Source organism: Brevundimonas sp. (assembly GCF_041688735.1).
GTDB lineage: Bacteria > Pseudomonadota > Alphaproteobacteria > Caulobacterales > Caulobacteraceae > Brevundimonas.
In genome coordinates this window covers 1-17,430 of record NZ_JBDNHO010000033.1, presented here as the reverse complement: position 1 = coordinate 17,430, position 17,430 = coordinate 1, and the positions used below count along the sequence as shown (strand labels likewise).

Below are 17,430 nucleotides of genomic sequence, written 5' to 3'. Positions count from 1 at the left end.
CAGTCCGGCACAAGCCCGGCCTTACTCCGCCGCGATGCTCGCCCCTTCGGGCGCCGTCCAGCGTAGCACCGGCGTGCGGGCGGCACGGGTCTCGTCCAGACGCTTGAGCGGCGCATGGAACGGCGCGCCCTTGAACCGGTCGACGTTACCCCCCCCGTTCTTCGTTTCCACGGCCGCCCCCGCCAGCGCCCGCATGGCGTGGATGAAGCGATCCAGCTCCTGCTTCGACTCCGTCTCGGTCGGCTCGATCAGCATGGCCCCGTGGACGACCAGCGGGAAATACATGGTCATCGGGTGGAAGCCCTCGTCGATCATCGCCTTGGCGAAGTCGAGCGTGGTGATGTCCGTGCCCTTCAACCATTCGTCGTCGAACAGGGCCTCGTGCATGCACGGACCCTCTGGGAAGGCCGCCGACATCACGTCCGACAGACGCGCCTTGATATAGTTGGCGTTCAACACCGCGTCCTCAGCGACCTGACGCAGGCCGTCAGCGCCGTGGCTCATCATGTAGCTGAGCGCGCGGGTGTACATGCCCATCTGGCCCTGGAAGGCGCACATCCGGCCGAAGGCTTGGGCGGCCTCGTCTTCCTCGCGCTCGATCAGGCGATAGCCGTCCCCGTCGTTGACTACCCAGGGGGCCGGGGCGAAGGGGGCCAGGGCGGCCGACAGCACCACCGGTCCCGAGCCTGGACCGCCGCCGCCGTGGGGCGTCGAGAAGGTCTTGTGCAGGTTGATGTGCATCGCATCGACGCCCAGGTCGCCCGGCCGCACCCGCCCGACGATGGCGTTGAAATTGGCCCCGTCGCAATAGAAATACGCGCCGGCTTCGTGGGTCAGCCGGCTGATCTCGAGGATGTCACGCTCGAACAGGCCGCAGGTGTTGGGATTGGTCACCATGATGGCGGCCACGTCGTCGCCCAGCTTGGACGCCAGATCAGCGACGTCGACGCGTCCGTCGTCGGTCTGGGCCACTTCCACGACGGTGTAGCCGACGAAGGCGGCGGTCGCCGGGTTGGTGCCGTGGGCCGAGGTCGGCACCAGCACCTTGCGGCGCCTCTCATGCTCGCCCGAGGCCTCATGCGCGGCCCGGATGGCCATCAGGCCGCACAGCTCGCCGTGGGCTCCCGCTTTTGGAGAAAGCGCGACGGCGGGCATCCCCGTCAGGGTCTTCAGCCAGTGGGCCAGGGTGTCCATCACCTCCAGCGCGCCCTGCACGGTCGAGGTCGGCTGCAACGGATGGATGTCCGAGAAGCCGGGCAGGCGCGCCATCTTCTCATTGAGGCGCGGGTTGTGCTTCATCGTGCACGAACCCAGCGGATAGATGGCCAGGTCGATGGCGTGGTTCTTCTGCGACAGGCGCACATAGTGGCGCATGGTCTCTGGCTCGCTCAGACCCGGCAGGCCGATCGGATCCCTGCGGACCAGATCGCCGAGATCGGACCCATCAGTCTTCGGCTCCGGTAGATCGACGCCGGTCTTGCCCCAGCCATCTCTCTCGAAGATCAGGGCCTCGTTCTGCAGCAGGCCGCGGCCGCCGGTCAGGGTGGCGGGCTTGCTCTCAACGCGGTTCGGCGTGGACGGACGGCCGACGGTGTTCATGGTGCTCATCGTTCCGCTCCTCAGTTCGCCAGGACCTTGGCGAGCGAACCCGCCAGAATGTTCATGTCGGCATCCAGCGTCGTCTCGGTCGCGGCGACCAGCAGAACGTCGTCCATGCCCGCTGCGGGGGCCAGGCGGCTGTAGGGCACGCCAGCCAGGATGCGATGCCGGGCCAGCGCCTCGACCACCTCGGCGGCGGGCTTAGGCAGTCGAACCGCGAACTCGTTGAAGAACCGCGGGGTCAACACTTCGACGCCGGGGACGGCGGCCAGCGCATCACGCGTGGCCAAAGCCTTCTCGTGGTTCAGCAGGGCCAGTTTGCGCAGGCCCGTCTCACCCAGCAGACTCATGTGGATGGTGAAGGCCAGGGTACACAGGCCCGAGTTGGTGCAGATGTTCGACGTCGCCTTGTCGCGGCGGATGTGCTGTTCCCGCGTCGACAGGGTCAGAACGAAGCCGCGCGCGCCATCGGCGTCGACCGTCTCGCCGCACAGACGGCCCGGCATCTGGCGCACCAGCTTTTCGCGGCAGGCGAACAGGCCGACATAGGGTCCGCCATAGTTCAGCGCATTGCCGATCGACTGGCCCTCGGCGGCGACGATGTCGGCCCCCATCTCGCCCGGTGACTTCAGCAGGCCCATCGACACCGCCTCGGTGACGACGACGATCAGCAGGGCACCCGCGGCGTGAGCGGCCTCGGCGATTTTCGTCACATCGGTGGCGGTGCCGAACACGTTGGGGGTCTGGACAACGACGCAGGCCGTGTCCGGCCCGATCCGGGCGATCACATCGGCCTCGGCGTCGATCGCCGCGGCCAGCACCTCGGTCTCGACGCCGACGGCGTGGACCACGGTCTCGGTCGCCCGGACATAGTGCGGATGCACCCCGCCCGAGATCACCGCCTTGTTGCGGCGGGTCACGCGGGTGGCCATCAGCACGCCTTCGGCCATGGCGGTCGAGCCGTCATACAGACTGGCGTTCGCCACCGGCATGCCGGTCAGGTTCGCGACCTGGGTCTGGAATTCATACAGATACTGCAGGGTGCCTTGCGCGATCTCCGGCTGGTACGGCGTGTAGCTGGTCAGGAACTCCGACCGCTGGATCACATGGTCCACCGTCGCCGGGACGTGGTGCTTGTAAGCCCCCGCGCCGCAGAAGAACGGCACCGAGCCGGCCACCGTGTTCTTCGCCGCGATGGCGCTGAGCGCCCGCTCGACCTCCAGTTCGCCCGCCACGCGCGGCAGGTCGACGAAGCCGTTGCGCCGCGCGGTTTGAGGCACGTCGATGAACAGGTCATCAATGGATTTCGCCCCGATGGCCGCCAGCATGGCGGAACGGTCGTCGGGCGTTAGCGGGAGGTAGCGCATGGCGGGGGAGATCCGTGCGGGAGGGAAAGGGGTTAGAGCGTACTCAGGTACTGGTCGTAGGCAGCGCGATCCATCAGGCCGTCTGTCGCAGAGGCGTCGGCCACCTTGATCTTGGCGAACCAGCCTTCGCCTTCCGGATCGGCGTTGACGGTTTCGGGTGCGGAGGCCAGGGCGGCGTTGCCCTCGACCACTTCGCCGGCCACGGGGGCATAGACGTCGGATGCCGCCTTGACGCTTTCGACCACAGCAAAGCCGTCGCCCTTCGACACGGTCTTGCCGGCCTCCGGAGTCTCGACGAACACGACGTCGCCCAGCTGGTCGGCGGCGTGTTTTGTGATGCCGACGGTGGCGACGTCACCGTCGACTTTGACCCATTCGTGATCCTTGGTGAAATGCATCGGCCGGGTCCTCAGGTCTTGGGTTTGCGGTAATAGCGTTGGGCGACGAAGGGCATGGCGACGACCTCGGCGGCGGCGGGCTTGCCGCGCACCAGAACCTTCAGGGCGGTGCCCAGCTCAGCGAAGACGGGTGGGACATAGCCCATGGCGATGTTGCGGCCCAAGGTTGGCGACGGCCCGCCCGACGTGACATTGCCGATGATGTTGCCGTCCATGTCGGCGATCTCGGCACCTTCGCGGGCCGGGGCACCTTCCTTGACGCTGAGACCGACGCGAACGCGGCCCGGGCCTTCGGCGAGTTCCTTCAGGATCCGCTCGGCACCGTTGAAGTCCGCCCCCCCTTCCGGAGGCTTGGCCTTGCGCGACTTCGACAGGGCGAAGGTGAGCGCGCCCTCGACCGGCGAGGTCGTGGCGTCGATATCATGGCCGTGCAGGGGCAGGCCGGCTTCCAGCCGCAGGCTGTCGCGCGCGCCCAGGCCGATCGGTTTGACGCGGGCGTCCTGCAACAGCGTGTTCCAGATACGCTCCGCGTCGGCGTTCGGCACCGAAATTTCGTAGCCGTCCTCGCCGGTGTAGCCCGAACGCGAGATGAAGCAGTCCACTCCGAACAACACGAGGCGGGCGCAATCCATGAAACCGAACTCGGCCAGTACCGGCTCATGCGCGGCCATGACCTCGACGGCCTCGGGCCCCTGGATGGCGATCAGCGAACGGTCGGACAGGATGGTCAGGGTAGCGTCGCCCTCAAGGTTGGCCTCCAGGAAGGCAAAGTCGGCGTCCTTGTTGCCGGCGTTGACCACGACATAGAGACCGTCATGGTCCGGCCGCCCCGCCATCAGGTCGTCCATGATACCGCCCTCGGCATTCAGCAGCAGGCTGTATTTCTGCCGGCCCGCCTTCAGGATCGCATAGTCGCCGGGCACGAAGCGCTCGAACTGGGCCGTGGCGTCCTCGCCGGTGATCTTGCACTGGCCCATGTGGGACACGTCGAACAGGCCTGCGTGTTCGCGGGTCCAGCGGTGCTCGGCCAGCACGCCCCCGAATTCGCCAGCGTACTGGACCGGCATGTCATAGCCGCCGAAGCCCACCATGCGCGCGCCCAGCGCGCGGTGGGCCGCGTTAAGAACGGTGGTCTTGAGGATTTCGTCGGCCATTCAGACTCTCCGGGTCGCGTGTTGCGGCGGAAAGCTCCGCCGTCCTCGCGCCCCCGCTGTCCTGAAGCCTGAGAGATTCCGGCGCCTGAAGTGAGGCGTCTTGCTCCGTCGGCGCGCTCAGCTGAGCGACTTTCCAGCGTCCGAATGTCCTCGCGGTCCGTTTGCCTGAGCGTTTCCGGGGCGGTTGCGCCTTCGGCTCCGGACCCTTCGAGAAGGCTCCGATCTCTCCCGCGAGAGCCTGTGACGTAGGCCTCGACTCACGGCCGAAGTCAAGCGGAACGGGCAGCCCATGCGTCAACGTCGGCCAGCCGCGCTGCCTTGTCGGCCTCGCCCAGGAATGAGCCCTCGAAGCTGTTGCGGGCCAGCAGGGTGACCTGTTCGCGGGTCAGCCCCACGGCTCTGGCCAGCTGCCGGTAGTTCTCGTTCACATAGCCGCCGAAATAGGCGGGGTCGTCCGAGTTGAGGGTCACATGCAGGGCGCGCCGCAGCATCTCCGGGACCGGGTGATCCTTCAGGTCCTTGACCACGCAGAGCTTCAGGTTCGACAGGGGGCAAACCGTCAAGGTCATCTTCGACGTCGCCAGCCGCTGGATCAGGGCCTCGTCCTCCATCGAGCGATTGCCGTGGTCGATACGGTCGATATGCAGCAGGTCCAGCGCCTCGTAAACATAGGCTGGCGGCCCCTCTTCGCCGGCATGGGCACAGAGCTTGAGACCGAGCGCCCGGGCGGCGGCGAAGACGCGTTCGAACTTGGAGGGCGGATGCCCTACCTCCGAGGAATCCAGCCCCACCGCGACGAAATGATGCAGCTGCGGTTTGGCCGCCTCAAGGGTCGCGAAGGCTTCCTCTTCGCTTAGGTGCCGCAGGAAGCTGAGGATCAGGCCCGAGCTCACGCCCAACTCGGCCTTGGCGCGGTCCATGCCGGCGACTAAACCTTCGACGACCACGTCGAAGGGTACGCCCCGGTCGGTGTGGGTCTGGGGATCGAAGAAGATTTCGGCGTGGCGCACGTTGTCTGCGGCCGCGCGCTGGAAATAGGCGAAGGCCAGATCCTCGAAATCACGCCGTGTCAGCAGCACATTGGCCCCGGCGTAATAGATGTCGAGAAAGTCCTGCAGGTTCGAGAAATCATAGGCCGCCCGCACCGCCTCGACGCTGTCGAAGGGAATGGCGACGCCGTTCCGCCGCGCCAGTTCGAACATCAGCTCAGGTTCCAGAGACCCCTCGATGTGAAGGTGCAGCTCGGCCTTGGGCAGGCCGGCGATATAGGCGTCGAGCGACATGGGCGGCTCCGGAGAAGACGTGCCCAGTCTGTCCTACATTCGCTCCGGCGTGTCGATTCCCAGCAGGGACAGGGCCGTCTCCAGCTGGTCCAGCGCCGCCTTCGACAGGGCCAGGCGCGAGGTCTTTGTCGCGGCGTCCGGCGCGATCAGGACCGGGCAGGCGGCGTAGAATTTCGAGAAGCCCTGCGCCAGTCGAAAGGCGTGTTCCGCGACCACGTGCGGCATGCGCTTGTCGTAGGCCTCGGCCACGGCCTGAGAGAAGGCGTCCAGCGTCATCACCAGGTCGCGCTCTGCCGGCTCGCCAATGACGATGGTGCCGGGCGTCAGGCCCTGTTCGGCGGCCTTGCGCATCAGGGATTTGATCCGCACCGCCTGGTACAGCAGGTAGGGGCCGGTCTTGCCCTCGAAGCTCATGAACCGGTCCAGGTCGAAGACGTAGCTGGTGGTTCGGCTGTTCGACAGGTCGGCGAATTTCAGGGCCGCGACCGCCACCTTGCGGGCGGTGTCCTCGAACTCCGCCCCAGGCAGGTCGTCGCCCAGCTTGGCCTCATGCAGCCGCTCGCGGGCCTTGTCCGTGGCCATGGTGATCAGGTCGTGCAGCTTCAGAACGCCCCCGGCGCGGGTCTTGAAGGGCTTGCCGTCCGGCCCGTTCATGGTGCCGAACCCGAGGTGGTCCAGCGACCCCTCGGCGGCGTAGCCGGCCAGGTAGGCCGCGCGGAACACCTGTTCGAAATGCTCGGCCTGACGCTCGTCGACGACGTAGAGGATCAGGTCGGGGTCGATGGTTTTCCGGCGATCCAGAATCGTCGCCAGGTCGGTCGTCCCGTACATGGCCGACCCTTCGGAGCTGATCACCAGCAGCGGCGGCGGGCTGGGAGCCTCGATCATACTGCCGTCAGCCAGCTTGCGTTTGCGCATTTCTCCGGGTTTGGCGACGTGGACCACCCGGGCCCCGTCGTCCTCGACCAGCAGGCCATCCCGCTCCAGATGGGCGATCATCTCGGGCAACAGCGGATCGGCGTCGCTCTCGCCGTTCCACAGGTCGAAGGTCACGCCCAAGGCACCGAACTCGCGCTCCAGCGCCGTGCGGCTGACGGCCACGAAATGGGCCCAGAGTGCGCGATAGCCGGGACGCCCGCCCTGCAGCTCGGCCGTCGCCCTGCGAGCGCGGTCACGAAAGGCGGGGTCGGACTTCGCCTCGGCGGCAGCGGCCGGATACAGGCGCTCGAGGTCTTCCAGCGTCACCGGGCTGGCGGTCGGGAAGGGGCCTTCGCCCTCAGCCAGGAACGCCGCCGCCGTGCCCTCGTCGCCGACGGCGACGATGAGCAGGCCCATCTGGAAGCCCCAGTCGCCGAAATGGGCGTCGCCCCAGACCGTATCGCCCCGGAAGCGGTACAGCCGCTTCAGGCTTTCGCCGATGATGGATGAGCGCAGGTGACCGACGTGCATCGGCTTGGCGACGTTGGGGCCGGCGAAGTCGATCACGACCTTGCGCGGGTCGGCGACCAGCGCCGCGCCGGAATGGTCCACGTCGTTCGCCACTTCGGCGGCGCGCGCGGCCAGCGTCGCGTCGGCGACCTTCAGGTTGATGAAGCCCGGCCCGGCGACCTCGACCGAAGACAGGCGAGCGTCGCCCTGAAGCCGCTCGGCCACCCTGCCGGCCAGTTCTCGTGGATTGGCCTTCAGCGCCTTGGCGGCGGCCAGAGCCCCGTTCGACTGGAAGTCGGCGAGGTCGGGCCGGTCTGACGGCGTGACGCGCGCCAGGGCGGGGTCCACGCCTTCGGCTGCGAAGGCGGCCCCGACCGCTTCGCCCAGAACAGTCCTGAGGTCGGTCACTTACTCGGCCGGGGGCGTGGCGGCCAGCGTGCCCGCATTGACGCGGAAGCGGCTGCCTGACCGGTTGAACTCGGCCATCTGGGGCGTCACGTCGAAACCGACCAGGATCTCGAAATTATCGCCGCTGGTCGTCGCTTCGGCCCTGGGGATGATGATGGTTTGGTCCTGGGTGACGGACGCGGTCGTGGCGCCGTCGAAGTCCACGGGCAGGTCGAAATATTCCTTTGCCAGAATGGCCTTGTTCCGCTCAGTGACCGCGATCCAGTAGCGATAGGTGCGCTGGTCGCCCTGCGCCTGCGGTCCTCGGCCCAGGTTGAACAGGACGCGTGTCTGGACCGTGATCGGTTCGTCGCCCTGATAGCCGCAGTTGGAGGTCAGGCCCTCGATCTCGCCGGTAAAGCCGACATTCGAGGCGGCGACCCGATCGCCGGTGAGTTCGACGTAGCGCGCGCCTTCGTACAGGATCTTCACATAGGGGCAGGGACCTGCGGCGGCGTTGCGGCGCAGGGGCGCGATGCGCGGGCCGCGCGCCCGGTTGTTCTGCTCTGAGCCGTCGGCGCTCTGGCCCCGGTCTGACCCCCCCTGCTGGCCGGGCTGTGGCCGCGTCTGCGCGTGTGCCGCCGAGGGCGCCAGAACGACCGACAGCGTGGCGGCGGCGAGGGCCGAAGCCAGGGAAACATTCAGGACGCGACGCATCGATATTCTTCCAGACACGAGGAGGCTCGGCGACGGCCGGACGCCGAACGCAAGCTCGCGGGTGATAGCGGCTAAAGCGAGGCGCGGCAAACCTCCCCGACTCCGACCCCGACCACTGCCACGACCGCGACCGCGCATCACGATATGGTGGCGGCGGCGGCGTTGAACGACTAGGTTCCAGCCATGACCCCGACCGCGTCCATCCTCTCCCACGACCGCCGACGGCTCACGGTCCGTCTTGCGACGCCGCGTGGCTTCTGCGCGGGCGTCGATCGCGCCATCCAGATCGTCGAGCGGGCCATCGAGAAGTTCGGCGCGCCGGTCTATGTGCGGCATGAGATCGTCCACAATCGCCATGTCGTCGAGCGGTTGAAGGCCATGGGCGCTGTCTTCGTCAAGGAACTGGACGACTGCCCCGACGACCGGCCGGTGGTCTTCTCGGCCCATGGCGTGCCCAAATCGGTTCCGGCCACGGCCCGGGCGAGAGAGATGATGTTCCTCGACGCCACCTGCCCGCTGGTCTCCAAGGTTCACGTCGAGGCCGAGCGCCATCACGCGGCGGGCAGGCACATCATCCTGATCGGCCACGCCGGTCATCCGGAGGTGATCGGGACGCTCGGCCAACTTCCTTCCGGAGCCATCAGCCTGGTCGAGACGGTGGAGGATGCGGAGGGCTTCCGACGGCCGGGCGACGCGCCGCTGGCCTATGCGACGCAGACGACCCTGTCGGTGGACGACACGGCCGAGATCCTCGCGACGCTGAAGCGGCGATTCCCTGAACTGCCCGATCCGCACAAGGAAGACATCTGCTACGCCACCACCAACCGGCAGGACGCGGTCAAAAGACTGGCGGCGGATTGCGATCTGGTCTTGGTGGTGGGGTCCGCCAATTCGTCCAACTCGGTGCGCCTGGTCGAGGTCGCCTTGCGCGCCGGGGCCCGCGATGCGCGGCTGGTCGACGACGCGGCCCAGGTCGACTGGGCCTGGCTGGATGGCGTCTCGACCCTGGGCATCACGGCGGGAGCCTCTGCCCCCGAACAGCTGATCGAGGCGCTGATCGACGCGGTGCGCGCGCGCTTCGACGCTCATGTGGTCGAGGACGACGGGGAGCGCGAGACGGTGACGTTCAAACTGCCGCGGGAGCTCACGGCCTGATCACCGTCCTTGCGCCGACGGAGCCTTTGCCATTGGTCGGGCGTTGATCGCCGGACCCTCAAGAGGATGCCCATGCGCCGTCTTCGCTCCGCCTGCTCCATCGCCACGGGCATGGCCCTGTTCGCAGCAACGGCCTGCACTGAGCCGGAAGAGCCCGTGGTGGTTCCCGCCGAGCCGACTGAAGCCGCGCCCTCTGGCACCGTGGCCTCGGTCGCCTGGACGTGCGAGAGCGGCGAGACGGTCGCGGTCGGTTATCCGGAGCCCGCAGCGGCCAGGCTGACCTATAAGGGCAAGGCCTACGCCCTGCGGTCCACGCAGTCCGCGTCGGGGGCTCGCTATATTGGATCAGGCGTCGAATGGTTGACGGTGACACGGGGCGGCGTGGAAGAGGCCACGCTCAGCCGTCTGGGTCCGGATCAAGAGGTCGCCGTCGCCCCGTTGGAGCGGTGCAGCCGACCCGCCGCCGGTGCCGGCCTCGCGGGCGTCCTGCCGCCCCAGCCCGAGATCGTCCCCGTTTCCGCCCCATGCAAGGGACCGCAGTTGAAGCTGTCTCTGGACGGCGGCGACGCCGGGAGGGGCAACCGGGTCTCCATCCTCGGAGCCCAGAACGTCGGAACCCAGCCGTGCAGCCTGACCGGCTATCCCACGGTCACTCTGCAGGACAGCCAGAGCCGGCCCATCGCCACCGTCCGCGCCGAACAGGATCCAGGAAATCATTTCCGCGCCGGCCAGGTGCCGACGCCCGTCGAGCTGGCACCGCAGGGCAAGGCCTTCTTTGACGTGGCCTGGAATGTGGTCGCCGACGAAAGCCGGGGCGAGAAAGCCTGTCCGTCGGCCGCCCGCATCCGCATGACGACTCCGGCCGACACGGCGGTCGTTTCGCTCGATCAGGCGTTCGCCCCCTGTGGCGGGCGCATCCGGGTCAGCCCGTTCCGGCCGGTGGCCGAACCGGCGCCGCCAGTCGCGGCGACGACCCGAACCAAGCGCTAGGGGTTCAAACGCGAACCAAAACGGCGTAGCGGATCGCCCATGACAGCCAGCTTCCACCAACGCGTCCGCGCGGAACTCGCCGACATTGACGCCCAGGGGCTGACCAAGCCCGAACGGGTCATCGCCTCCCGTCAGGGTCCGGTGATCCGGGTCGGCGGGCGCGACGTGCTGAATTTCTGCGCCAACAACTATCTCGGCCTCGCCAGCGATGAGCGGGTGACGCAGGCGGGAATTCGGGCGCAGGAAAAATGGGGCGCGGGCACGGCCTCGGTCCGCTTCATCTGCGGCACGCTGGAAATCCACAAGGAACTGGAGCGGTCCGTCGCCGACTATCTCGGTTTCGAGGACACGATCCTTTTCGCGGCCGCCTTCGACGCCAACGGCGGCCTGTTCGAGCCGCTGTTCGGGGCCGAGGACGCCATCGTCTCCGACAGCCTGAACCATGCCTCGATCATCGACGGGGTTCGGCTGTGCAAGGCCAAGCGCTATCGCTTCGCCACCTCGGACATGAACGACCTGGAGGCCCAGCTGAAACAGGCCCGGGCTGATGGCGCGCGGGAGATCGTCATCGCCACCGACGGCGTCTTCTCGATGGACGGCTATATCGCGAAGCTGAAGGACATCCGGGCGCTGGCTGACAAATACGATGCCCTCATCATGGTCGACGACTGCCACGCGACGGGCTTCCTCGGACCCAAGGGCCGGGGCTCCTATGCGCACCACGGGGTCGAGATCGACTTTCTGACCGGCACCTTCGGCAAGGCGCTGGGCGGGGCGATGGGCGGCTTCATCTGCGCCACATCCGAAGTCGTGGCCCTGCTCAAACAGCGCGCCCGGCCCTATCTGTTCTCCAACGCCCTGGCCCCCGCGATCTGCGGCTCCAGCCTTGAGGCCATCCGCATTTCCGGCGGAGAGGAAGGCGATGCCCTGCGCCAACAGCTGTTCGCCAACGCCGTCCGCTATCGCTCCGCCATGACCGAGGCCGGGTTCACGCTTCTGCCCGGCGAGCATCCGATCATCCCGGTCATGCTCGGCGACGCCAAACTGGCCCAGGATTTCGCCGCCCGGGCGCTGGAGCTGGGAGTCTATGTCATCGGCTTCTCGTTCCCGGTGGTGCCCCGGGGACAAGCCCGCATCCGCACCCAGATGTCGGCGGCGCATACCTTCGAACAGATCGATCAGACGGTCGCGGCGTTCACGACGGCGGGACGGGAATTGGGAGTTATCTGATGGCGGACACCATGAAGGCCCTGGCCAAGACGAAGGCTGGCGTCGGCCTTGAGCTGATCGATGCCCCGATCCCGGTGGCGGGGCCCGAGGATGTGCTGATCCAGGTCAAGCGCACCGCCGTCTGCGGCACCGACATCCACATCTGGAACTGGGACGAGTGGTCCCAGAAGAATGTGCCCGTCCCGATGATCACCGGCCATGAGTTCTCCGGTGAGATCGTCGCTATCGGCAAGGACGTCGACCGCCGCCTGTCCGTCGGCCAGCGTGTCTCGGCCGAGGGCCACGTCATCGACCTGAACTCGGAAGCGGCCCGGGCGGGCCATTTCCACCTGGACCCGGCGACCAAGGGCATCGGCGTGAACCGCCAGGGGGCCTTTGCCGAGTTCGTTGTGGCTCCGGCGTTCAATGTGATCGAGCTGCCCGACGACATCCCCTATGAGATCGGCGCCATCCTCGATCCGTTCGGCAACGCCGTACACACCGCGCAGCAGTTCGACCTGCTGGGCGAGGACGTGCTGGTCACCGGCGCGGGACCGATCGGCATGATGGCCGCCGCCGTCGCCCGCCACGCTGGCGCGCGCACCGTGGTCCTGACCGACATCAACGATTTTCGGCTCGAGCTGGCGCAGAAGGTCGCGCCGGGCGTGCGCACGGTGAACACCACCCGCGAGGATCTGAAGGATGTCATGCACGAGCTCGGCCTCAAGGTCGGCTTTGACGTGGCGCTTGAGATGTCGGGTTCGCCGATCGCCTTCAAACAGTGCGTCGACACCCTGATCATGGGCGGCGGCATGGCCATGCTGGGTATTCCGTCAAAGCCGATGGAGACCGACTGGGGCGCCATCATCCTCAAGGCCCTGACCATCAAGGGCGTCTATGGGCGTGAGATGTTCACGACCTGGCGCAAGATGCTGGGCCTGCTCAAGGCCGGGCTCGACCTGCAGCCGCTGATCACCCACCGGATGAGCTATGACCGCTTCGAGGAAGGCTTCGAGGCCATGCGCTCGGGCCAGTCCGGCAAGGTGATCCTGAGTTGGGACAAGGCGGCCTGATGGGGTCGCGGGCGTTATGACGATCGAGCCCGTTCTTGCCTTTCTCGAGGGGCAGGGAACCGATGCCGCTGGCCGGACCGTCTTCGAAATACTGGCCTTCGGCGACGCCGCGCTGGAGCAGAATCACGACTTCATACCGTGGCTGTTCGCCCTGACCGAGCCGTCCGCCGCCGTACCCGACGCGCCGGTGCTCACGGCCGGGGAAGCCGCGGCGATCCGCCAGTCCGTCATGGCGCAATGCGCCTTGGCGGCCGCGACCGACCGGATGATGACCTTCTACCGGTCCACCCACGAGTGGTTGATGCCGAACGACCACAACCACCTGCGCATCACCCGGATCATCCGATCCCTGCGCCTGTTGCGTGACGATCCGTCGGCCGACGCGTTCCGCGACGCTATACTGGCGCGGGTCGAGGCGACGCGGGCACCCGTGAGCGCCCGCAGTCGCGGCTACTGGACGACGGCCTGAGTCAGGCCCTCCAGAAACCCAAGCCGCAACGCTGTCAGGCGAGTGTCTTGATCAGGGCGGTTTCGAAGGCCTTGGCTTCCGGTCCCGGAAGCACGATGGCGAGGCGGCCGGTTTCATAGAGTTCAAAAACGCGCGGGTGGATGTAGGACGAGCGGCAGATCGTCGGGGTATTCCCCAACAGGCCCGAAACCGCCTTCACACAGACGGTGATGTTTCGCTTCGCGTCGATCGGGGAGGTCGGCGGCTCCATCTCGCGCAGCGCCCGCGCCGCAGACACCGTTCCGGCCCAGGTGCGGAAATCCTTGGCCGAAAAGGTCTCGCCCATGGCGTCGCGGATGTAGGCGTTGACGTCGTCGGAGGTCACCCCGCAAACGTGACCCGCGTCATCGCGGTATTTGAATAGCTGTTGGCCCGGCAGTTCGCGCAGGCCCTTCACCACCGTGGCCAGCCGTCGATCACGCACTCGAACCTCGTGCTCGACCCCGCTCTTGCCCTTGAAGGCGAAGGTCAGGGCGGTGCCGTCGACCTCAAGATGCCGCTTGTTCAGCGTGGTCAGACCGTAGGAGTGGTTCTGCTTCGCATACTGGGCGTTGCCGACGCGGATCAGGGTGATTTCCAGCAGACGCACGGCAGTCCCCAGCACCTTGTCCCGGCTGATCCCCCGCCTGGTCAGATCGGCCTCTACCCGGCGTCGCAGTTTCGGCAAGGCCCGGGCGAAGGCGGGCAGGCGCTCAAACTTGGCTTCTGAGGCGTGACGGCTCCAGCCGTCGTGATAGCGATACTGCTTTCGCCCCTTGGCGTCTCGACCCGTGGCCTGGATGTGACCGCTGGCGCGCGGGCAGATCCAGACGTCAGTCCAGGCAGGCGGGATGGCCAGGGCGTCCACGCGGTCCAGGACCGTTTTGCCGCGGATCAGTTTGCCATGCTGGTCATGGTAGCTGAACCCCTTGCCGGACGAGGTCCGCCGCACTCCCGGCTGCTCGTCGCTGCAATAGGTCAGCCCCTTCGGAACCTCGGTCTGTCCTTTCAGGTCCATAGCGCCATGGGCCATCACGCGGTCGGCGTGTCGGTGAGAGGGGGGCGGCTGGGCATTTCAGACTCGTTTCGGGCTGGCGCACCGGCAACGACCGGGCCAGGCCGCGAGTTCCCCTTGACCGCCGGGGCGGGGAGGGGGATGCCCCGCGCATGAATTATCGTCACAGCTTTCACGCCGGAAACTTCGCCGACCTGGTCAAACACGCCCTCGTCCTCTGGCTGTTCGAGCGGCGGCAGGCGCAGGGGCCGGTCGCGGTCATCGACACCCATGCCGGGGCGGGGGTCTACGACCTGACCGGCGACGCCGCCCGTTCCAAGGAGTCCGAGGCCGGGATCGCCCGCCTGATGGCCACGGCCGATCGACCGCCCCTGATCGAAGCCCTGGCCCGCGCCGTGGCCGAGGTGAATGCCGACGGCGGCGCCGACTGGTATCCCGGCTCGCCCCTGCTGTTCGCCCAGCGGCTGCGCGCCGACGACCGCTATCTCGGCTTTGAGCTGAACCCGCCCGTGCTTGACCTGCTGACCGAGGTGCTGGAGTCCTTCCCCGGTGCCCAGGCGCGGGGCGGGGACGGCTATGATCAGGCCCGCGCTACGGCGGCCGAAACGACCGGGGCTTTCGTCGTGATCGATCCGCCGTTCGAGCAGCCGGACGACTATCTGCGCGCCGCCGATACGGCGGCCGCGATCGCGCGGGCCGACCCGCGGGCGACGGTGGCGATCTGGACGCCGCTGAAGGACATGGAGACCTTCGACGGCTTCCTGCGCCGTCTGGATCAGGCCGGGGTCAAGCGGGCGCTGGTGGCCGAGGCCCGGCTGCGGCCCCTGACCAATCCGATGAAGATGAACGGATGCGCGGTCGTGGTCCTGAACCCGCCGCCGGGCGCGGAAGCCGCCGCCTCGGAAATCTGCGGCTGGGTGGCGCAGACGCTGGGCGAAGAGGGTGCGCGGGCGGACGTGTGGATGACCGGCTAGTCGATCACTTCGCCGGCCTCGTAAAGGTTCGGCTCGAAGGTTGCGACGGCCATAATCGGCTCCATGGCGGCGTTGATGGCAGGGTCCCGCGCCATTGCCTTCCAGGCCTCGCGGGAGCGCCAGACGGCGTGGACCGCCGCCACCTTGCCGTTCAGGCCCTGGTGCAGGGTCGCCGAGACGAAACCATCCAGCGTCCGCTGGGCCCGGACCATGACGGTCAGCAACTCCATCAGCCCGTTCAGCTGTTCGGGCGCGCAGCGATAGACGTTGATCAGGACAACGGGCGCTGCGTCGGTATCGGTCATGGCGCTCCCATACCGGATCGCCCTTCCGCCGTCTCGGGAGATCGCCCATATCGGGTCGGTCGAGGAGGCCTGAATGACCCGTATCGCGATCCTGAAGACCGGCGCGCCGCCGCCCGCGCTGGGGGCGGTCCATGGCGACTATCCGGCCATGTTTCGCGCGCTTCTGGGTGACGGGTTCGCCTTCGAGAGTTTCGACGTCCAGGCGGGCGAGTGGCCGGATGCCGGGACTTTCGACGCGGCGATCATCACCGGCTCCTCGGCCGGGGTCTATGAGAGCGATCCGTGGATCGCCGATCTGCTGGACTGGATCCGCGCGGCGAAGGGCCGGACGAAACTGGTCGGTGTCTGCTTCGGCCATCAGGCCATGGCCCACGCGCTGGGCGGGCGGGTCGAGAAGTCGGACAAGGGCTGGGGCGTCGGCCTGCACCGCTATGCGGTGGTTTCGCCGGAGCCGTGGATGAGCCCGATCGCCGACACGGTCGCCATTCCGGCCTCGCATCAGGACCAGGTGGTCGAGAAGCCGGCCGAGGCCCGGGTGATCCTGCGCAGCGACTTCACGCCGTATGCCGGACTGGCGTGGGGTGATGACGCGATCTCGCTTCAGCCGCATCCGGAATTCACCCCGGCCTTCGCGACGGCGCTGACGGCGGGGCGGCATGACCGGATCGATCCGGCGCTGGTCGGCCGTGCGGTGGACAGTCTCAAGACGGCGGATGATCGGGCGGTGGTTGGCCGATGGATCAGCGACTTTGCTACGGCCACTTCACCACGGGCGGCATTGAGCTGAGGATCGACTCGACGTTGCCGCCGGTCTTGAGGCCGAACATCGTGCCGCGGTCGTAGAGCAGGTTGAACTCGACGTAGCGGCCGCGACGGATCAGCTGTTCCTCGCGGTCCCCCGCCGTCCAAGGCTCGGTCATCCGTCCACGGACGATACTCGAATAGACGCTGAGGAAGGCCTCGCCGACGTCGCGGGTGAAGGCAAAGTCCTTGGCATGGTCGCCGCTGTTGTGGTGGTCGTAGAAGATGCCGCCTGTGCCGCGCGGCTCGTTGCGGTGGGGCAGCCAGAAATACTCGTCGCACCAGGTTTTGAACTTCGCGTGCCAGGTGGGATCGTGAGCGTCGCAGGCGGCCTTCATGGCGGCGTGGAAAGCCAGGGTATCGGGGTGATCCTGCCGCCGGTCCGTGTCCAACACCGGCGTCAGGTCGCCGCCGCCGCCGAACCAGCTTTTGGTCGTGGCGATGAAGCGGGTGTTCATGTGCACCGCCGGCACGCGCGGGCTGACCGGGTGGCAGATCAGGCTGATGCCCGTGGCGAAGAAGCGGGGGTCCTCCGCCGCGCCCGGGACCGTTCTGGCGTAGTCGGCCGGGAACTCGCCATGGACGGTCGAGACATGGACGCCGACCTTTTCGAACAGTCGGCCGTGCATCATCCCCATGACTCCGCCGCCGCCGTCCTCGCGCGTCCACGGCGTGCGGACGAACCGGCCGGGCTCGCCCGGGAACAGGTCGGCGGGGGCTTCGTCCTCCAGCGCCTCGAAGGCCGCGTGGATGCGGTCGCGCAGGGCTTCGAACCAGGCGCGGGCCTCGGCCTTGTGTTCATCGAGGGTGGGATCGGCGGTGTCGGTCATGGGAGTTCCTCTAGGCCTTCCGCCGCCAGCGGTGAAGCATGACGGATCGCCGCCTGCTTTCGCGGCGGTTGGGGAGGGCGCGGGGCGGCCGGGCCTCGCCCGGTGCTTGGATAGAAATTACCGTTTCGACGAGACAGACAGCCCCGCGCAGTCGTTTTCCACGCGCCCTCCGGCTGGCGGCCCTGAGTTCGGGCCTTACCGGATCACCGCCGCCGACATTGCTGTCGTCGACGAGGGAGGGACATGACAAAGGTCGGC

At 67.5% G+C, this 17,430-nt stretch carries 17 protein-coding genes and 2 riboswitches; of the genes, 7 read left to right on the top strand and 10 right to left on the bottom strand.

Going from position 1 to position 17,430, the window contains the following annotated elements:
* Positions 1–21 precede the first annotated feature (21 nt).
* From gcvPB to ACESMO_RS04065, 7 genes are all read right to left on the bottom strand, one after another.
* Positions 22–1,608 (bottom strand): aminomethyl-transferring glycine dehydrogenase subunit GcvPB, encoded by a 1,587-nt coding sequence (gcvPB, locus tag ACESMO_RS04095; RefSeq protein ID WP_372706909.1) that lies wholly within the window; start codon positions 1,606–1,608, stop codon positions 22–24.
* Between the two features lie 11 nt (positions 1,609–1,619).
* Positions 1,620–2,966: an aminomethyl-transferring glycine dehydrogenase subunit GcvPA gene (gene gcvPA, locus ACESMO_RS04090; RefSeq protein WP_372706908.1), complete on the bottom strand. Its 1,347-nt coding sequence runs from the start codon at positions 2,964–2,966 to the stop codon at positions 1,620–1,622.
* Between the two features lie 32 nt (positions 2,967–2,998).
* On the bottom strand, positions 2,999–3,364 hold the full coding sequence (gcvH, locus tag ACESMO_RS04085; RefSeq protein ID WP_372706907.1) for a glycine cleavage system protein GcvH: 366 nt from the start codon (positions 3,362–3,364) through the stop codon (positions 2,999–3,001).
* A gap of 11 nt (positions 3,365–3,375) precedes the next feature.
* Positions 3,376–4,518, bottom strand: coding sequence for a glycine cleavage system aminomethyltransferase GcvT (gcvT, locus tag ACESMO_RS04080; protein WP_372706906.1), 1,143 nt, complete (start codon positions 4,516–4,518; stop codon positions 3,376–3,378).
* Between the two features lie 54 nt (positions 4,519–4,572).
* Positions 4,573–4,657: riboswitch (glycine riboswitch) on the bottom strand.
* Positions 4,658–4,661: 4 nt separating this feature from the next.
* Positions 4,662–4,759, bottom strand: a riboswitch (glycine riboswitch).
* Between the two features lie 28 nt (positions 4,760–4,787).
* Positions 4,788–5,801: an adenosine deaminase gene (locus ACESMO_RS04075; RefSeq protein ID WP_372706905.1), complete on the bottom strand. Its 1,014-nt coding sequence runs from the start codon at positions 5,799–5,801 to the stop codon at positions 4,788–4,790.
* Between the two features lie 33 nt (positions 5,802–5,834).
* Complete coding sequence (gene argS, locus ACESMO_RS04070) at positions 5,835–7,637, bottom strand: arginine--tRNA ligase (RefSeq protein WP_372706904.1); 1,803 nt, start codon at positions 7,635–7,637, stop codon at positions 5,835–5,837.
* Positions 7,638–8,333 carry a Tat pathway signal sequence domain protein gene (locus ACESMO_RS04065; RefSeq protein ID WP_372706903.1) on the bottom strand — a complete coding sequence of 232 codons (696 nt, stop codon included), beginning with the start codon at positions 8,331–8,333 and terminating at the stop codon, positions 7,638–7,640.
* Positions 8,334–8,516: 183 nt separating this feature from the next.
* Between ACESMO_RS04065 and ispH the strand changes: the two genes are divergently transcribed.
* From ispH to ACESMO_RS04040, 5 genes are all read left to right on the top strand, one after another.
* The gene (gene ispH, locus ACESMO_RS04060; protein ID WP_372706902.1) at positions 8,517–9,488 is read left to right on the top strand and encodes a 4-hydroxy-3-methylbut-2-enyl diphosphate reductase; all 972 of its coding nucleotides are present in this window, start codon (positions 8,517–8,519) and stop codon (positions 9,486–9,488) included.
* Between the two features lie 72 nt (positions 9,489–9,560).
* Positions 9,561–10,478, top strand: coding sequence for a DUF4232 domain-containing protein (locus tag ACESMO_RS04055; protein ID WP_372706901.1), 918 nt, complete (start codon positions 9,561–9,563; stop codon positions 10,476–10,478).
* 39 nt (positions 10,479–10,517) lie between these two features.
* Positions 10,518–11,708 carry a glycine C-acetyltransferase gene (locus tag ACESMO_RS04050; RefSeq protein WP_372706900.1) on the top strand — a complete coding sequence of 397 codons (1,191 nt, stop codon included), beginning with the start codon at positions 10,518–10,520 and terminating at the stop codon, positions 11,706–11,708.
* An 11-nt stretch (positions 11,709–11,719) separates the two neighbouring features.
* Positions 11,720–12,760, top strand: coding sequence for an L-threonine 3-dehydrogenase (gene tdh, locus ACESMO_RS04045; RefSeq protein ID WP_372706932.1), 1,041 nt, complete (start codon positions 11,720–11,722; stop codon positions 12,758–12,760).
* Positions 12,761–12,776: 16 nt separating this feature from the next.
* Entirely contained in the window at positions 12,777–13,229 is a 453-nt protein-coding gene (locus ACESMO_RS04040) for an opioid growth factor receptor-related protein (protein WP_372706899.1), read from the top strand.
* Positions 13,230–13,263: 34 nt separating this feature from the next.
* Here the strand turns inward: ACESMO_RS04040 and ACESMO_RS04035 are convergent, their stop codons facing one another.
* Positions 13,264–14,280, bottom strand: a complete 1,017-nt coding sequence (locus ACESMO_RS04035) for a DNA topoisomerase IB (RefSeq protein ID WP_372706898.1) — start codon at positions 14,278–14,280, stop codon at positions 13,264–13,266.
* Positions 14,281–14,414: 134 nt separating this feature from the next.
* On the opposite strand from ACESMO_RS04035, the gene rlmJ reads away from it, so the two are divergent.
* Entirely contained in the window at positions 14,415–15,236 is an 822-nt protein-coding gene (gene rlmJ, locus ACESMO_RS04030) for a 23S rRNA (adenine(2030)-N(6))-methyltransferase RlmJ (protein ID WP_372706897.1), read from the top strand.
* On the opposite strand, the gene ACESMO_RS04025 is transcribed toward rlmJ, so the two are convergent.
* A complete protein-coding gene (locus tag ACESMO_RS04025) occupies positions 15,233–15,541 on the bottom strand; it encodes an antibiotic biosynthesis monooxygenase (RefSeq protein WP_372706896.1) in 309 nt (102 codons plus the stop codon). The genes rlmJ and ACESMO_RS04025 overlap by 4 nt on opposite strands.
* A gap of 73 nt (positions 15,542–15,614) precedes the next feature.
* On the opposite strand from ACESMO_RS04025, the gene ACESMO_RS04020 reads away from it, so the two are divergent.
* Positions 15,615–16,328 carry a type 1 glutamine amidotransferase gene (locus ACESMO_RS04020; RefSeq protein WP_372706895.1) on the top strand — a complete coding sequence of 238 codons (714 nt, stop codon included), beginning with the start codon at positions 15,615–15,617 and terminating at the stop codon, positions 16,326–16,328.
* Here the strand turns inward: ACESMO_RS04020 and hemF are convergent.
* Positions 16,294–17,172, bottom strand: coding sequence for an oxygen-dependent coproporphyrinogen oxidase (gene hemF, locus ACESMO_RS04015; protein ID WP_372706894.1), 879 nt, complete (start codon positions 17,170–17,172; stop codon positions 16,294–16,296). The genes ACESMO_RS04020 and hemF overlap by 35 nt on opposite strands.
* Positions 17,173–17,430: the final 258 nt, after the last annotated feature.

Bases quoted from the DNA above. Each gene is read 5' to 3' on its own strand.
- gcvPB (WP_372706909.1), bottom strand. From the start codon at position 1,608: ATGAGCACCATGAACACCGTCGGCCGTCCGTCCACGCCGAACCGCGTT.
- gcvPA (WP_372706908.1), bottom strand. From the start codon at position 2,966: ATGCGCTACCTCCCGCTAACGCCCGACGACCGTTCCGCCATGCTGGCG.
- gcvH (WP_372706907.1), bottom strand. From the start codon at position 3,364: ATGCATTTCACCAAGGATCACGAATGGGTCAAAGTCGACGGTGACGTC.
- gcvT (WP_372706906.1), bottom strand. From the start codon at position 4,518: ATGGCCGACGAAATCCTCAAGACCACCGTTCTTAACGCGGCCCACCGC.
- ACESMO_RS04075 (WP_372706905.1), bottom strand. From the start codon at position 5,801: ATGTCGCTCGACGCCTATATCGCCGGCCTGCCCAAGGCCGAGCTGCAC.
- ACESMO_RS04065 (WP_372706903.1), bottom strand. From the start codon at position 8,333: ATGCGTCGCGTCCTGAATGTTTCCCTGGCTTCGGCCCTCGCCGCCGCC.
- ispH (WP_372706902.1), top strand. From the start codon at position 8,517: ATGACCCCGACCGCGTCCATCCTCTCCCACGACCGCCGACGGCTCACG.
- ACESMO_RS04055 (WP_372706901.1), top strand. From the start codon at position 9,561: ATGCGCCGTCTTCGCTCCGCCTGCTCCATCGCCACGGGCATGGCCCTG.
- ACESMO_RS04050 (WP_372706900.1), top strand. From the start codon at position 10,518: ATGACAGCCAGCTTCCACCAACGCGTCCGCGCGGAACTCGCCGACATT.
- tdh (WP_372706932.1), top strand. From the start codon at position 11,720: ATGAAGGCCCTGGCCAAGACGAAGGCTGGCGTCGGCCTTGAGCTGATC.
- ACESMO_RS04040 (WP_372706899.1), top strand. From the start codon at position 12,777: ATGACGATCGAGCCCGTTCTTGCCTTTCTCGAGGGGCAGGGAACCGAT.
- ACESMO_RS04035 (WP_372706898.1), bottom strand. From the start codon at position 14,280: ATGGCCCATGGCGCTATGGACCTGAAAGGACAGACCGAGGTTCCGAAG.
- rlmJ (WP_372706897.1), top strand. From the start codon at position 14,415: ATGAATTATCGTCACAGCTTTCACGCCGGAAACTTCGCCGACCTGGTC.
- ACESMO_RS04025 (WP_372706896.1), bottom strand. From the start codon at position 15,541: ATGACCGATACCGACGCAGCGCCCGTTGTCCTGATCAACGTCTATCGC.
- ACESMO_RS04020 (WP_372706895.1), top strand. From the start codon at position 15,615: ATGACCCGTATCGCGATCCTGAAGACCGGCGCGCCGCCGCCCGCGCTG.
- hemF (WP_372706894.1), bottom strand. From the start codon at position 17,172: ATGACCGACACCGCCGATCCCACCCTCGATGAACACAAGGCCGAGGCC.